Consider the following 15,186-nt stretch of genomic DNA (forward strand, 5'->3'; position numbering starts at 1 on the left):
CTCCGCCCCCGCCTCGCCCGCGAAGCGTCCGCCCGCCGCCGTGTCGCGCTTCTCCGCCGCCTCGCGCACGTGCAGCTTCCCGTCCAGGGGCAGCACGTCCAGCAGCACGTTGAGCGAACCGTCCTTGTTCACGAACGCGCTGCCCGCGCGCACCCAGATGCTCCCGCCCTTGCCCTCGCGGATGGAGAACACCGCCAACCGCTTCCCCGCCATCAGCATCGACACGCTTCCCCCTTCAGAATCCCGCGCCACCACGGCCCGGGCACCTCGCTGGCTCGACCGCCTGAGGTCGCGTCGGGGCTTGAGCAGTCCGCGTGCCAGCGGCGTGCGCCTCTGAAGTCACGTCAGCGCACCGTGCGGAGGTGCGCGCGGCGTCCACGCGCGGGGATGGGCGCGGATGCTCCAGTGCGGGTCTTGCGCGGTGAGAGACGCGGCGGAGTGAATTGTCGCAGCACTGCTGCGACAATTTGGGGACCTGGGCCACACGGGCCGCGCCTTGACGGGCCTGGGGTGACCTCCTAGAAGGGCCGGGCCCTTGGGTGCCCATGCCGGGCCTTCAAGAGGGAAGCCGGTGCGAGTCCGGCGCGGTCCCGCCACTGTGAACGGGTTGCCCTGAGGTCCAGGGCCGGAAGCCTCGGCTGTCACCACTTTCGCGTCAGCGGATGCGAAGGGAAGGTGGAGGGTTCCTTCCAGAAGGGCGCAGCGTGCGCCCACGTCTGGAGCCTGTCAGCCAGGAGACCTGCCCAGGGGTGCGGCAGCGGTGCTGCCGTCAGGCCTTCTCTCTTCGACGGAGGGAGCGGAAGGCGGAGCATGTGGCGCTCGCTTCTCGCCCGGACCGTCTTCGGTCTGGTGCTCAGCTTCCAGGGACTCGCCCGGGCCGGGCAGGAAACGCCTGCGCCCGACGAGCCGCCCCTCCCTGAGTTCGTCCTCCCCACCGTGGAGGTCATCGGCAAGGACGTCCCCGACGCTCCCGTCGACTCCGCTCAACGCCGCGACCCCACCGGCGCCATCACCGTCATCGATGCCCGAGAGCGTGCGGGTGAAGCGCGTGACACAGCTGAACTGCTCGGCGGATCCGCGAGCCTCGTCGTGCAGGACTCCGGTGGCTACGGACAGAGCAAGAGCCTGGTGGTTCGCGGCGCGTCCTCCAATGGCGTGCTTGTGTTCCTGGATGGGATTCCGCTCAACGGCGCGGGCGGCGTCGCGGACCTGTCGCTCATCCCTGTCGCGCTGCTGGAGCGGATGGAGATCCTTCGCGGCGCGGCCGGTGCACGCTACGGCGCGGGTGGCCTGGGCGGCGCCGTCAACCTCGTCAGCCGTGCGCCTTCGTCGCGGCTGCTCACCAGCGGAGAGGTCACCTACGGCAGCTTCGACACCGTGATGGCGCACGTCGCCGCGTCGGGCGCGCTGCTCGATGGCCAGGCGTTGGTGCTGCTGCACGGTGGCCGTTCTCAAGGGGACTTCAGCTACCGCGTGGATGAGCTGCCCGCGCTGGATGACAACCCGCTCACGCAGGAGGTGCGCACTCGCAATGACGCTCGCGGTGGTGGTGCGCTGCTGAAATACCGGCACGGCCTGGACGGTGGCGGACGCGTGGACGTGCTCGCGGAGCTGTCGCTGGAGGACCGCGCGCTCGCGGGCACCGTGCAGAACCCCACCGCGTCCCGCCGTCAGGACCAGACGCGCCTGTCACTGGGGGCTCGCTGGGGACGGCCCTTCGGCGACACGGGTGAGGGCAGCGCTCGCGGTTTCTTCCGTCGCGACTGGTTGGACGTCACCGGCGGCACCAGCGGCGTGGATTCCGGCGCGCAGCGCTACACGGTGGGCGGCGTGGAGCTGGAGGGGCGCGTGGTGCTGGGCCGCAACGCGCTCGCCGTCACGCTCGCCGGGTCGTCGGAGTCCGTCACGCAGGCGGTGGGCGGTCAGGCCGCATCGTGGTGGCGCGCGAGCGTCATGGCCATGGACGAACTGTCCCTGTTCTCCGAGCGCCTGAAGCTCGCGCCTTCGCTGCGCGTGGAGCGCGTGGGGCACTACTCGCTCCTGTCGCCCAAGCTGGGCGCGAGCGTGGACCTGGGCCACGGCTTCGGCGTGCGCGCCAACGCGGGCCAGTCCCACCGCGCACCTTCGTTCCTGGAGCTCTACATCCGTCAGGGACTGCTCCTGCCCAACCCGGAGCTCAAGCCCGAGCGCGCCCTCTCCGTGGACGCCGCGGCCCTGTGGCGCGACGACGTGTGGAGCGTCACCGCGGGCGGCTTCGCGGCGGTGTACGAGAACCTCATCGCCTACGAGCTGTACCCGCCGAATCTCGCGAAGCCCTACAACTTCGCCGCCGCTCGCGTGTGGGGCGCGGAGGTGGAATTGGAGGCCCGGCCTCGTACGTGGCTCACCGCGACCAGCAGCTATGCGTGGACCCGCACGCAGAACCGCTACGGCGACCCTCGCTACTTCGGCAAGGAGCTGCCGTACCGCCCTCGCCACAAGTGGGTGGGCCGGCTGCGCGTGGGGCCGGATTGGCTCAACGGCCGCACGGAGGTGCTCGTCCAGTCCGCGCAGCTGATCAACCGCGTGGGCGAAGCGCGCCTGTCCCTGCCTTCGCGCACCTGGGTGAGCGTGGGGGCCTCCAGCACCTTCCTGCACCGGCCGGACCTCACCGTGTCGTTCGACGTGAAGAACCTGCTCGATGCCCGGACCGCCGACTACACCGGCATGCCGCTGCCCGGCCGCGCCGCCTACGTGACGCTCGCGGTGTCGCTCGACCCTTCCCCCTCCGAGGACTCCCATGTCACGTCCCCTCCTTGATGCGCGGCTCACGCTGCTGCTGTCGTCCCTGGCGGCGGCGCTCCTCACCGGCTGTCCGGAGGAGAAGGTCCTGTGCACGTCCGGTCTGAACGTCTGCGGCGCCGAATGCGTGGACCTGCAGGGCGACCCTTCGAACTGCGGCGCGTGTGGCGCTGCCTGTGGAGCAGGGGAGGCATGTCAGGCGGGCGTGTGTGGATGCCAGTCGGGCACGGAGGTGTGTGGTGACGCGTGCGTCGCGCTCGCGAGTGACCCGCTGAACTGTGGCGCTTGCGGCGCCGCGTGCCCGTCCGGGCAGGTCTGTGAATCCGGCACCTGCCGCGAGGGCTGTTCCGCCGGTGCGGAGCGCTGTGGTGACAGCTGTGTGGTCCTCTCGAATGATCCGCTCAACTGCGGCGCGTGCGGCGCGGTGTGCCCGGATGTGCAGTCCTGTCACTCGGGCCGGTGCATGTATGACGTGGTGACGGCCTGCTTCACCAACGGGCAGCTCGTGGGCATCCAGGCGGGGACGGACCGGATGGGGCCCCGGCGGCAGTTCGGCTCGGGCGTGCAGGTGCTGGCGGCGTGGGATGGCGTGGTGCTGGCGGCGGACGCGGCGCGCTCGGTGCTGTCGCAGGCTTCGGCGGGGGCTCTGGGAACGCTGGTGGAGGAGGACTCGCTGGGCGCGGTGGCGGCTTCGCCCAATGACATCCTCGTGGACCCTCCGTATGTGTATGTCCTCGACTCCGTGAACAACACGCTCCAGGTGCTCAAGCAGGAAGGGGCCGCGCAGGGCGGGGGGTTGGGATTGCGCACGGTGGGGCAGGTGAACCTGGGCGCGAACACCAGCCCGCAGGTCATCGCGAAGCGCGGCGACACGTTCTACATCCCGCTCTTCGGCACGGCCGGCTCCGACTTCAAGCAGGGCAACGCCGTGGCCCGCGTCAGCGTGAGCGACCCCGAGCATCCCCGGCTCGTGGACACCGTTCCGCTCACAGGCCTGGACCTCAAGTCCTTCGACGGCGGGACGACGATGGCGCTGCCGTATGCGGCGGCGGCGGTGGACGCGGGCGTCTACGTGGCGCTCACCAACTTGAACCCCGCGAATGACTATCTGCCCAACGGGCCCGGGATGCTCGCGCGCATCGACCCGGCGGATGGCGGGGTGCAGGCCATCGACCTGGGCGCGAAGGACTGTCTCAACGCGGGCGACGTGCAGGCGGTGGGCGACCAGCTGGTGGTGAGCTGCCTGGGCGAGGCCGTGTTCGACACCGCGAGCGGCTACCGCGCGAAGGCCGTGCGCGCGACAGGGCTGGTGCTGGTGAAGGATGACAAGCCCGTGGCGTCGTATGCGCTGTCGCCGGGGTGCACGGGTGGCCCGGAGAACGGCTGTGACCTCGCGGTAGGAGGACGGCTCGCGGTGGTGGGCAATGCCGTGTACGTCACGGACGTGAACGCGGGCCGCGTGTTCGTGGTGGAGGTCCGCGATGGCCAGTTCGTTGAACGGCGCGGCAACTCCACGCCCGCGGCGAAGGGACCGGCGTTGGATGCGTGTCCGGTGGACCCACGGCGCGTGGTGTCCAACGCCATCGACATCGTCGCGGTGCCTTGAAGCGTCGCATTGACAAGCACTGCTGTCCGCCATACTCCAGCGCGCGTCGTTGGTACGCTGCATCCGCACGATGCGGCGTTTAAAGGGAACCCGGTGTGAATCCGGGACTGCCCCGCAGCGGTGATCAGGAACGAACGCCGTCCTCGCAAGCACTGGCCCTGGAAGGGGCTGGGAAGCGACGGCCAGTAGGTGGGTGACCCGATGAGGGCCTCCCGCGCCTGTGAGTCCGAAGACCTGCCACGACCCATGCCCCCGGGCATGGCCAGACCGGAGCCTCCGAGGGGAGGTGACGGAGGTCTTCCGCTCGCGCGGCGTGTCGTGTCCTGACGTGTCCTTCGTTCGCGGTCCGCTCTCCGTCCATGCCCCTTGGATTCACCTCGCCCGTGGGGGCGATGCAAGGGAGCAGTCGCGGATGAAGACAGAGCGGATGATGACGGGGCAGGGACTCAAGGGCTTCGCGTGGGTGCTGACGAGCCTCGCGATGGCGCTGACCAGCACGGGCTGCGGCGATGAGTGCGTCGATGACTTCGACTGCCGCGACCAGGGTGCCCCCGAGGGACAGCGCTACACCTGCGTCGAGAACCGTTGTGAGCTGACGTCCATCCCCGTGCCTGATGCGGGCACCGGGAACGACGCTGGCACGAGCACGGACGCCGGGACGACGACCGATGCGGGCTCGACGGTGGATGCGGGTGCTGACGCGGGGACGAGCAGCGATGCCGGCACGACCACCGACGCGGGCACCGTCACCGACGCGGGCACGGGCGGTGATGCGGGCACGACGACGGATGCAGGCACGGGCAGCGATGCCGGTACGACCCCGGACGCTGGCACGACGACTGACGCTGGCACGGAGACCGACGCAGGCACGGAGACCGACGCCGGCACGGATCCTTGCGAGAGCGCCACGTACGACCCGAAGCTGGGCACGCTCCAGCTCCAGACGGGCTTCGTGGCCGGTGAGTCCGCGCCGCTGCCCTCGGAGGCGGGACCGGTGGGCGTGACGCCCGGACCCACGTACTCGCTCTACACGGTGGTGTCGAAGGGCTCTGTCGGTCCGCATGCGTTGTACTCGCTGGGCACGTGGCCGCAGGTGTCGCTGGGCGCGACGCCGCTGTTCGACGTGGCCGCTCCCGCCGACCGGGGCCCCTCCACTTCGCTCTTCCTCAGCCCCTTCGTGGAGACGGATGGCCAGCGCGTGCTCACCGGCTACACGAAGTCCGGCGCCGGATTCCCGGGCTCCGTGGGCGTGTATGACCTCGCCACTCCCGCCAACTCCACCTACGTCTCCGCGCCGAGCAACTTCTCCGCGGGCGTCGTGCCGGGTGCGTTCCTCATCAACGGCGGCGGGCTCGACACGGTGTCGGCGGGCCTGGCCGTCTACGCGCTGAAGACGGACGCCTCTCCGTTCACCGCGCTGAAGGTGGGCACGCTTCCTCCGGAGACGGGCGGCAGCGGCTTCACCGCCGTTTCCACCAATGGCGTCGCGATGCTCGGCTACTTCTCCGACGACACCTTCCTCAACGAGGGCCGCGCGGTGGCCCCGGCGGCCATCGCCCAGGCGCTCACGTCCGGCACGCCGTTCGCCGTGGCGGATGCGCCCGCGCTCGACGTGGGTTCCAACTTCGTCGCTGCCTCGGGTCATGGCGAGGGCGTGTCGGTGCTTCGCGGTGACTACGTCCCGCCCGATTACAACTTCGCCGGCACGGACATCTCGCGCTTCAACTTCACCGTGACCAACGACGGCGCGGCCGTGACCGTGGGCGCCCGTCAGCCCGTGCTCGTCTACGTGGACCAGTGCACGAGCGTGACTGGAATGACCGCCATCGGTTCGGACCTGCTCGTCGGTGTGGATGACAAGAACGGCACGCGCCTGGTCCGCATCCAGCAGGCCCTTGGCTTCCAGTGAGCACGCCCATGAAGAAGACCCTTCTTCCGAAGTCGTTCGCGCCAGGCTTCGCCGCGCTGCTGCTCACCGTGGCGTGCGGCGGCGAGGACTGGCAGGACTCCGCGCAGGGACAGCCGCTGGTGGGTGATCCGTTCGCGGACCGCATCGTGTCCTTCTCTCCGGGCACGGGCGCCGGGTTCGGTCAGAGCCAGCTGCCGGGCATCGTGCTGGGCGCTCCGCGCGGGGATGGCGCGGGCTCGGGTTCGCTCGACGTGCTGTCGCTCGGGCGCAACGGTGTCATCGTCCTGGAACTCACCGACATCGCGGTGATGGACGGGCCGGGCGTGGACCTGCTCGTCTTCGAGAACGCGTTCCTCAAGCCCAGCGGCAAGCCGTTCGCTGAGACGGGCGTGGTGGCCGTCAGCGACGACGGCGTCACCTGGCATGAGTTCCCGTGCGCGTCCTCCGACGTGGCGAACAACTTCCCAGGCTGCGCGGGCGTCACGCCCGTGTACTCGCACCCCGCCAATGGCATCCCGGCCACCGACCCGGCCGTGGCAGGAGGAGACGGCTTCGACCTGGCCGCCGTGGGCCTCACCCGTGCGCGCTTCGTGCGAATCCGCGACTCGGGCGCCAACGGCTATGCGGGCACCAGCGGCGGCTTCGACCTGGATGCCGTCGCCGTGGTGAACGGCGTGCAGCTGCCGTAGCGAACGCCGCGAACGCCGGGGCCGTTCTCCAGCGGACGGTCCCGGCGGCCTCGCTCACTGATACGGCGAGTCCGGGCCGGCGAAGGCTTCCGGGGGGGAGGTGGCGGCATTACATGCCCGCTGTCCCTCCCCCGGATGTGCCTCCATGAACCGTCGTCTCGCCTCACTCGTCGTGCTGCTGGGCGTCCTGCTCGGCGCGGCCGCCACCTTCCTCGTGCCTACGGCGGTCTGGGCCCAGACGTCCCGCACCCGGGTCGCACCACCGAAGGAGGCGACTCCGCCGCCCGCGCCCCCTCCGCCACCGGCCTACGAGTACACGTTCCTCAAGCGCGAGGGCCCGGACGAGGACCTCGCGGAGCTCCAGCGTCTGGGCGGAGAGGGCTGGCGCGTGGTGTCCACCGTCGTCGTGGACGGCAGCACGCGGCGCTACGTGCTGATGCGCGACCGCCGCGCGGGACCCGCGGCGCATTGACTTTGCCCCGGGGGCGCCATAGTCCCGCCCCGTCATCGATGCCTTCCCGCCATGGGGCGTGAGGGCTTCCAGGGAACCCGGTGTGAGTCCGGGACTGCCCCGCAGCGGTAAGCAGGAGCGGCGTTCACACGAACCGCCGCTCCCGCGAGTCCGAAGACCTGGCGATGATCCGGTTTCCTCCTCACGGAGGGCCCGGCGACAGACCGGAACCTCCGCGGGGAGCTGACGGCGAAGGCAGGCCTCCAGGGCGCGATACGCGCCGGGCGGTCCGGTGCCCTTCGTCCGCGCAGCCTCCCGCCAGGGGAATGCCTTCTTTTTTCCGCCTGCGTGCGGGAAGGCCAGGAGCGAGGACGCGATGCGGACCGACATGAAGCGGATGGGCACGAAGGGCCAGCGCGCGGCGCTGATGGGCGCCCTGCTGGCGGTGGTGCTGGGCGGCACGGGCTGCGGCGAGGAGTGCGTGGACTCCTTCGACTGCCGCGACAAGGGCGTGGCCCCGGAGGGTCAGTCCTGGGCCTGCGTCGAGGAGAAGTGCACCCAGGTCACCGTCGACATTGGTGGCGCCGACGCGGGCACGGACGCGGGGACGCAGACGGACGCGGGGACGCAGACCGACGCGGGCACCGGCACGGACGCGGGCACGCAGACGGACGGTGGCACCGGCACGGATGGCGGCACGGCCCAGTGTGACTCGGTGCCTCGCGAGTCGGTGCTGGGCACGCTCCAGCTCCAGACGGGCTTCAGCGTCGCGGAGTCCGCGGACCTGTCTCCGGAGGTGGTCTCGGTGGTGTCCACGCCCGGCCCCACGTATTCGCTCTTCGCGCTGCGCCAGACGGCCACGGGCCGCGACGTCTTCGCGCTGGGCACCTGGCCGGACGTGAAGCTGGGGGACGCGGCGCTCGACACGGTGCTCGCGCCCGCGGACCGCGCCGACCCGTCCGGCACCTTCCCGTCCTACTTCCTGGCCCATGACGGCTCGCGCGTGCTCGCGGGCTACACGAAGAACGGCTTCCCCGCCCCGGGCTCCGTCGCGGTGGTGGAGACGTCCGATCGCGAAGCGACGACCTACCTCAACGCGCCGGACAACTACACCGCCGTGGGCACCCCGAACGCGTTCTTCATCAACGGCGGCGGCCTGGACACGCTGTCCGGTGGCCCGGGCGTCTACGCGCTGGTGACCTCCTCCAAGCCCTTCTCCGCGGTGAAGGTGGTGGACTTCCCGGCCCAGGTGGGCGGCAGCGGCTTCAGCGCCATCGCGAACAACGGCATCGCGGTGTTCGGCTACGCGCAGCAGGACACGTACGTGAACGTGGCCCACGCCGTGTCCGGCACGAAGCTGGAGGCGGCGCTGTCCTCGCGCACGCCGGTGGTGCTCACGAGCGAGCCGAAGGTGGACGTGGGCAGCAACTTCACCGCCGCCGCGGGCTTCGGCAACGGCGTGGCGGTGGTGCGCGGCACCTTCAGCGGCGCCACCGACGTGTCGCGCTTCCCGCTCACGCCCGGCCTGGGCGGCGGCCAGCCCGTCAGCGTGGGCACGCGCGAGCCGGTGCTCAACGCCGCGGATGCGTGCACGGCCGTGGAGCTGGTGTCGTCGCTGGGCTCGGACCTGCTCGTGGGCGTGAAGGACGTCAACGGCCGCCGCCTCGTGCGCATCCGGCAGGCGCAGTGATGAAGCGCCCGCTGCTCGCGCTCGGCGCGCTGCTGACCCTGGGCGCGTGCACGGGCGACTCGGACCCTGTTCCGCTGCCGGACTTCGACATCGTGGACGCCGGCACCCGCGAGGATGCCGGGGCTCCCGATGCCGGCACGGACGTGGATGCGGGGACGGACACCGACGCCGGCACGGACGTGGATGCCGGCGTCGACGCGGGCTCGCGGCCGGTGGACCCGTTCGCGGACCGGGTGATGGCGTATTCGTTCGGTGATTCGGCCGGCTTCGGGCAGGACCGCTTCCCGGACGTCGTGTTCGGGCCGCCGGTGGGGGCGGGGCAGCACGCGGGCTCGCTCCACGTGCTGTCGCTGGGGCGCAATGGCTCCATCACCCTGGAGTTCACCGACCTGTTCGCGGTGGATGGCCCGGGCGTGGACCTGCTCGTCTTCGAGAACGCCTTCCAGAAGGTGGGCGGTGACGTCTTCGCGGAGACGGCCCGCGTGTCCGTCAGCGATGACGGCGTCACGTGGTTCGACTTCGCCTGCGACCCCTCCGACAAGGACGGGGGCTACCCGGGCTGCGCGGGGACGCACCCGGTGCACTCGGCGCCGGACAACGGCGTGTCCCCCACCGACCCGGCCGTGGCGGGCGGGGATGGCTATGACCTGGCGGACGTGGGCCTCCCCCGTGCCCGCTTCGTGCGCCTCACCGACACGGGGCTCAACAGCTACGGCGGCACGTCCGGCGGCTTCGACCTGGACGCGCTGTCGGTGGTGAACGGGCAGCTTCCGGACGGCGGCGTGCCGTGAACACTCCTGGGCCGGGACGGAAGGGGGCTCCAGGGCCCCGCGTCCCGGCCGCTGACGGCATTCCGCACGCTGCGCGTGGGTGACCCCCGCCTCATCCACCGCCCGAGGTGAAGTCCGACCCCCGTCCCCTCCGGCATCGGATGGGACCCAGGGGCATGACGCAACGCGGGAGGGCTTCCGGGGCCTCGGCTGGACGGCCGCATTCCACGGGAAAGCGTCTCGGACTCTCGGAAGATTGGGAGGTCGTGTAATGTCGTGCACCCGATGTGGCAGATCATCATCAACGGGCCCGGCTACTTCGACACGTCGTACGACCTGCCCGAGGGCGTCACCAGCCTCGGCCGCGCCGACGAGAACGACATCGTGCTGGGCGGTGACCTCGTGTCGCGCCGGCACGCGCGCCTCTATGTCGAGGGCGATGCGCTGCGCATCGAGGACCTGGGCAGCCGCAACGGCAGCCGGGTGAACGGCGCGCCGCTGCAGGGCAGCAAGCACCTGAACGCGGGCGACACCGTGGCGCTGGGGGAGAACACCCTGGCGGTGCGTCAGCCGCACACGGTGGAGAACGCCGCCACGGAGATGATGGACCTGGGCGCGGGCGGCGTCGTGCGCTTCGGGCACGGCACGGACGTGGGCCCGGCCGTGCTGATGGCCAAGAACGTCAAGGACGCGGACGTGCTGCGCCTCCTGGACAACGTGGGCCCGCTGCCCTTCGACGACGCGTTCTCCGGCCCCTCGCCCGTGCCCGCGGGCTCCGCCGTCGCCAGCCCGCGCGTGTCCTACGAGACGCTGGTGCTGCTGGTGCACGCCGCGGAGGCGCTGGCCACCGCGCGCACGCTGACCTCGTTCCTGGAGTCCGCGATGGACCGGCTCCTGGAGCGCACCGACGCGACGACGGCGGTGGTGCTGCTCAAGCACGCCACCGGGCCGCTGGTGCCCGCGGCGGTGCGTCACCGGGGACGGCTGGCCAAGGGCGAGGTGCCCGTGTCGGACGCCATCGTGGACGAGGCCATCCGCCAGGGCCGCGCGCTCGCGGTGGGCGACGTGAAGGACGACCGCCGCTTCGCCGGACGCGAGAGCGTCATCATGTACGGCGTCAACCGGGTGCTGTGCATCCCCATCGGCACCGAGCCGCCCTTCGCGGGCGTGCTCTACGTCAACGTGCCCGCCGAGGGCGACACCAGCCTGGAGCTGATGCTGGATGCGTGCACCGCGGTGGCCCACCTGGTGGCCAGCGGCGTGCAGCGCTTCGCCGTGCGCGACGGCTCCAGCACGGACCGGCTGCGGCGCAACCTGGAGCGCTTCCACTCGCCGGAGGTGGCCGAGCGCCGCGCCGCCGAGGCCCAGCGCACGGGCGGCAGGCTGCCGGGTCTGGAGGAGAAGAACCTCACCGTGCTGCACGCGGAGCTGGCGGACTTTGGCGCGGTGGTGGGCCGGCTGGGCGCGGCGCGGGCCACGCAGCTGCTCAACGACTTCCACGCGCGCATGAGCGGCATCGTCTTCAGCTTCGAGGCCACCGTTGAAGGCTTCATGGGCGAGTCCATGCGCGCCCTCTTCGGCGTGCCCTACGCCAAGGGCGACGACGCAGTCCGCGCGGTGCGGGCGGCGCTGGCCCTGCGCGCGGACTGGGAGCGGGGCATGGCCCGTCGTCCCCAGGACGAGCGGTGCGACCTGCGGATCGCCCTGCACTCCACCAAGGCGCTGGTGGGGATGATCGGCACCGAGGCGCGCACGGAGTACAGCGCCGTGGGGGAGGGCATGGGGGTGGCCGGCTGGCTGGCCTCCACCGCGTCCCCCGGCCAGGTGCTGATGACCGGCAAGCTGCTGGCGGCCACCGGGGCCCGCTTCGACGTCATGCCCCTGGGGGAGCGGGTGGTGCGGCCTCCCCGGGACAAGGTGGCGGTTTTCGAGGTGATTGAAGAGGACATGGGCATGCTGACCAACCCCGGTATCCGGTGAGGCGGCCGGCGCGGCAGGTTGACGGGTTGAAGCGGGGGGCCTGCCCGGGGTTCAATGCGCTTCCCGTGGTGGACCCCCGCACCGCATGAACTCTTCGACCCAGCCCGCCCGATTGCGTCCCTTCCGGCCGCAGCCCTTCGGCCGGTACACGCTCCTGTCGCACCTGGCTACCGGCGGCATGGGGGAGATCTACCTCGCCCGCCTGGAGGGCGCGCAGGGCTTCGAGAAGCTGTGCGTCATCAAGAAGATCCTCCCGCAGTTCGCGGAGGACCAGGACTTCGTCGACCGCTTCGTCGGTGAGGCGCGCACGCTGGTGCGGCTGGGGCACGGCTCCATCGCGCAGGTGCTGGACATGGGCGTGCACGAGGGCGATGCCTACATGGCCCTCGAGTACGTGGACGGCAAGGACCTGCGCAAGGTGGCCGCGCGCGTGCGCGACCGGCAGACGCCGCTGCCGCTCACCTTCGTGCTCTATGTCATGGGCCGGGTGCTGGACGCGCTGGCGTACGCGCACAGGAAGCGGGACGAGGACGAGAAGGAGCTGAAGCTCGTCCACCGGGACATCTCGCCGCAGAACATCCTCATCTCCTACGAGGGGGAGGTGAAGGTCATCGACTTCGGCCTGGCCAAGAGCCGGCTGTCGGCGGCCAAGACGAACCCCAGCATCATCCTGGGCAAGTTCCTCTACATGTCGCCCGAGCAGGCCCGGCACCAGCCGGTGGACCGCCGCAGCGACCTGTACGCGGTGGGCCTGTGCCTCTACGAGCTCATCTCTGGCAAGAACCCCTTCGACGCGATGCCGCCGGGCGAGTTGATGTCCGCCGTCGCGAACCCGAAGGTGGCGCCGCTCAGCGAGGTGGAGCCGCTGACGCCGCCGGCGGTGTCGCAGCTGGTGGCGAAGGCGCTGGCGGTGGAGCCGGCGCAGCGCTTCCAGACGGCGGAGGACTTCCGGGTGCGCCTGCAGGCGTGCCTGATGGAGATCGACACCAGCGCGGGCCCGGAGAGCGTCAGCCGCTTCATGCGCGACCTGTTCTCCGCGGACTACCAGTCCGAGCGCCGCCTGCTGGCGTCCCTGCGCGAGGTGTCGCGCGACGTGCGCGCCAGCGGCACGTACGAGTCGCTGGGCCCCGCGCCGCGCCCGACGATGCAGTCCCCCACGCTGCCGGCGAAGACCATCCGCCTGGATGGGCCGGTGGAGCCGCTGTCCTTCCACCCCACGCCGCGCAGCCGCGAGGACGGCGGTGGCGCGCGTGACGATGGTGAGACGCGCCCCGGCGTGATGGTGGACGAGCCCACCCGCCCCGCCTTCCCGGTGGAGGCGCTGGAGGAGGCGGCCCGCGCGAAGATGCGGCCCAGCCCCGCGTCGTCGGATCCGTCGCCCACGGTGGAGGTCCGCCAGGACGCGATGGAGCGGCCCACCATCCTCGAGGGCCTGCCGGCCATCCGGCTTCCTTCGGACCGCCCGGTGGAGGCAGAGGTTCCGGCCCCGCCGACCGGTGAGCCCACCGCGCCTCGGGCGGACGCGCTGCCGGGCTCGGAGGCGCTGGGGGAGCCCACCGCGCCGCGCGCCACGTCGCTGCCGTACGCGGATCCGGGACTGACGTCGCGGGAGGCGCCGCTGGTGCCGGACGTGCCGGTGTCCCGGCCGTTCGCGGAAGATGGCGGGCGGGGGGCTTCGCTGCCCTTCTCTGATTCAGTGGGCCCCCGGGGGGTTCCGCCCTTCGTGGAGCCCCGGGAGCCCCGGGAGCCCCGGTCCTTCGCGCCGCCGCCTCCGCCGATGGCGGCGATTCCGGCCGTGCGGCCCGCGGATGGACCCGTGCCGTTCGTGCCGGCGGATGCGTCGCGGCCGGTGTCGCCTCCGCCCGTGCCGTCCTTCGATTCTGGCGCGGGGCGGTTCGATGCGGCGGGCGAGTCGCTGCCGTTCATGGAGCCGCCGCCTCCGCCGGACGGTCCGTTCCTCGATGACGAGGAGCTCCCCGAGAGCCCCTATCCGTGGCCGGAGCCCATCGCCGAGGGCGGCCGTTCGCCGGCAGCCGAGTTCCGCGCCGCGGAGGCCCGCATTCCGGAGGGACAGCGTCCCACCGCCGCGATGCCGTCCCTGTCGTCGCCGCCCTCGCGCCCGGGCGTGACCACGCCGTCGAACGGCAGCCGTCCCGCGCCGGCGCCGCCCGCGTTCGAGGCGGCGCGCACCTCGGAGCCCCTCCCGTTCTTCGAGCCGGTGCGCGCGGCCGAGCCCCGCATTCCCGAAGGTCAGCGGCCCACCGCCGCGATGCCGTCCCTGCCGTCCTCGCGCCCCGGCGTGACGACGCCGTCGAATGGCAGCCGGCCGGTTTCATCGCACGCCGCGCCCACCATCCAGGTCGCCTCCATCCAGTCGGGAGCCTCGCGCTCCGCCGGCTTCGAAGAGGACGCGCTGGACGCCGAGCCGCTCGACCCGGGTCCGGCCCCCCGGCCCACGATGCAGGACACGCGGCCGTCGGAAGACCTGGTCTCGGTGGATCCCCGCGCGCTGGAGCCGGACTCCGACGTGCCGTACATCTCCGCGGAGCCGGACGACGCCCTGGCCGCGCACGGCAACGCGGACACGCATCCGCGCATCCCCATGCCCCGCGCCTCGCGACGCGAGGAGCCCCAGGCCCGCGTGATGCTGGACGAGGCCCAGCTGCGCGAGCCCTCCGCTTCCTCCAGCAAGCGTGAGCCCGACACCGGCCCCACCGCTCCGGCCCGCAGCCGCACGGGGTCCCGCCGCGCCGTGCGCGGTTCGTCGCCGAGCACGCCGCCTGCGCGCACCAGCACCGCGTCGAGCATGCGCGCCGTCGCCGCCCGCGCGCCCGCGGTGGATCCGGACGAGTCGTCCACTTCTCGCTCGTCGCGCGACGACTCGACCCGGCGCAAGGCCGTGCCGGTGCGGCCGGAGTCCTCGGAGCCGCCCCGTGCCGCTCGGGGCGAACCGGCGCCGGCTCGCAAGGGCGGCGCGCTGCGCTCCGTGCTGATGTTCACGCTGCTGATGCTCGTGGCGCTGGCCATCGTGGGCGCGGGGCTCTACTTCGTCCCCGAGCTGCGCGTGGCCGTGGGCCTGGAGAAGTCGCGGACGTCGACGCCGCCTCCGCCCACCCCGGTGCAGCAGCTTCCCACGCGGCCCGCGCGCCCCGACGTGCTTCCGTCCACGCTCCCTCCGGACCAGGACACGCCTCCCGATCAGGACGTGGCCGCGGCGCCGGCGGAGCCCACGCCCGCGCCCGCAGAGCCCGTGCAGGCCCCCGCGGAGACCGCTCCGGACACGGCCATGGAGGACATGCTTGCGTCGGAA

Annotated in this window: 10 protein-coding genes and 3 riboswitches; of the genes, 9 read left to right on the plus strand and 1 reads right to left on the minus strand. The window is 71.9% G+C overall.

The genetic code is table 11. The features are described from left to right. Positions 1-219, minus strand: a 219-nt coding sequence (locus D7W81_RS31515) for a hypothetical protein (RefSeq protein WP_120559109.1), incomplete at its 3' end; no start/stop codon positions are given. 301 nt (positions 220-520) lie between these two features. Further along, a riboswitch (cobalamin riboswitch) is annotated at positions 521-761 on the plus strand. Between the two features lie 49 nt (positions 762-810). Between D7W81_RS31515 and D7W81_RS31520 the strand changes: the two genes are divergently transcribed. The 9 genes from D7W81_RS31520 to D7W81_RS43085 form a co-directional block, all read left to right on the plus strand. Further along, on the plus strand, positions 811-2,799 hold the full coding sequence (locus D7W81_RS31520) for a TonB-dependent receptor plug domain-containing protein (RefSeq protein WP_120559110.1): 1,989 nt from the start codon (positions 811-813) through the stop codon (positions 2,797-2,799). Continuing rightward, the gene (locus D7W81_RS31525; RefSeq protein WP_120559111.1) at positions 2,780-4,387 is read left to right on the plus strand and encodes an MXAN_6577-like cysteine-rich protein; all 1,608 of its coding nucleotides are present in this window, start codon (positions 2,780-2,782) and stop codon (positions 4,385-4,387) included. The genes D7W81_RS31520 and D7W81_RS31525 overlap by 20 nt, the downstream gene beginning before the upstream one ends. A gap of 32 nt (positions 4,388-4,419) precedes the next feature. Next, a riboswitch (cobalamin riboswitch) is annotated at positions 4,420-4,643 on the plus strand. Between the two features lie 156 nt (positions 4,644-4,799). Further along, a complete protein-coding gene (locus D7W81_RS31530) occupies positions 4,800-6,296 on the plus strand; it encodes a hypothetical protein (protein ID WP_120559112.1) in 1,497 nt (498 codons plus the stop codon). A gap of 8 nt (positions 6,297-6,304) precedes the next feature. Further along, entirely contained in the window at positions 6,305-6,985 is a 681-nt protein-coding gene (locus D7W81_RS31535; protein ID WP_120559113.1) for a cell surface protein, read from the plus strand. Between the two features lie 145 nt (positions 6,986-7,130). Beyond that, a complete protein-coding gene (locus D7W81_RS31540; protein ID WP_120559114.1) occupies positions 7,131-7,457 on the plus strand; it encodes a hypothetical protein in 327 nt (108 codons plus the stop codon). Between the two features lie 19 nt (positions 7,458-7,476). Continuing rightward, positions 7,477-7,637: riboswitch (cobalamin riboswitch) on the plus strand. Positions 7,638-7,812: 175 nt separating this feature from the next. After that, a complete protein-coding gene (locus tag D7W81_RS31545) occupies positions 7,813-9,126 on the plus strand; it encodes a hypothetical protein (RefSeq protein ID WP_120559115.1) in 1,314 nt (437 codons plus the stop codon). Then, positions 9,126-9,917: a cell surface protein gene (locus D7W81_RS31550; protein WP_120559116.1), complete on the plus strand. Its 792-nt coding sequence runs from the start codon at positions 9,126-9,128 to the stop codon at positions 9,915-9,917. The genes D7W81_RS31545 and D7W81_RS31550 overlap by 1 nt, the downstream gene beginning before the upstream one ends. A 264-nt stretch (positions 9,918-10,181) precedes the next feature. Continuing rightward, positions 10,182-11,876, plus strand: a complete 1,695-nt coding sequence (locus D7W81_RS31560; RefSeq protein ID WP_120559117.1) for an adenylate/guanylate cyclase domain-containing protein — start codon at positions 10,182-10,184, stop codon at positions 11,874-11,876. 85 nt (positions 11,877-11,961) lie between these two features. Beyond that, positions 11,962-15,186, plus strand: a 3,225-nt coding sequence (locus tag D7W81_RS43085) for a serine/threonine-protein kinase (protein ID WP_208721535.1), incomplete at its 3' end; no start/stop codon positions are given.

Origin of the sequence: Corallococcus aberystwythensis, from assembly GCF_003612165.1 — a bacterium.
Taxonomy (GTDB): Bacteria; Myxococcota; Myxococcia; order Myxococcales; family Myxococcaceae; genus Corallococcus; species Corallococcus aberystwythensis.

Excerpts from the sequence above, each read along its gene's own strand:
- D7W81_RS31520 (WP_120559110.1), top strand. The coding sequence starts at position 811 with ATGTGGCGCTCGCTTCTCGCCCGGACCGTCTTCGGTCTGGTGCTCAGC.
- D7W81_RS31525 (WP_120559111.1), top strand. The coding sequence starts at position 2,780 with ATGTCACGTCCCCTCCTTGATGCGCGGCTCACGCTGCTGCTGTCGTCC.
- D7W81_RS31530 (WP_120559112.1), top strand. The coding sequence starts at position 4,800 with ATGAAGACAGAGCGGATGATGACGGGGCAGGGACTCAAGGGCTTCGCG.
- D7W81_RS31535 (WP_120559113.1), top strand. The coding sequence starts at position 6,305 with ATGAAGAAGACCCTTCTTCCGAAGTCGTTCGCGCCAGGCTTCGCCGCG.
- D7W81_RS31540 (WP_120559114.1), top strand. The coding sequence starts at position 7,131 with ATGAACCGTCGTCTCGCCTCACTCGTCGTGCTGCTGGGCGTCCTGCTC.
- D7W81_RS31545 (WP_120559115.1), top strand. The coding sequence starts at position 7,813 with ATGCGGACCGACATGAAGCGGATGGGCACGAAGGGCCAGCGCGCGGCG.
- D7W81_RS31550 (WP_120559116.1), top strand. The coding sequence starts at position 9,126 with ATGAAGCGCCCGCTGCTCGCGCTCGGCGCGCTGCTGACCCTGGGCGCG.
- D7W81_RS31560 (WP_120559117.1), top strand. The coding sequence starts at position 10,182 with ATGTGGCAGATCATCATCAACGGGCCCGGCTACTTCGACACGTCGTAC.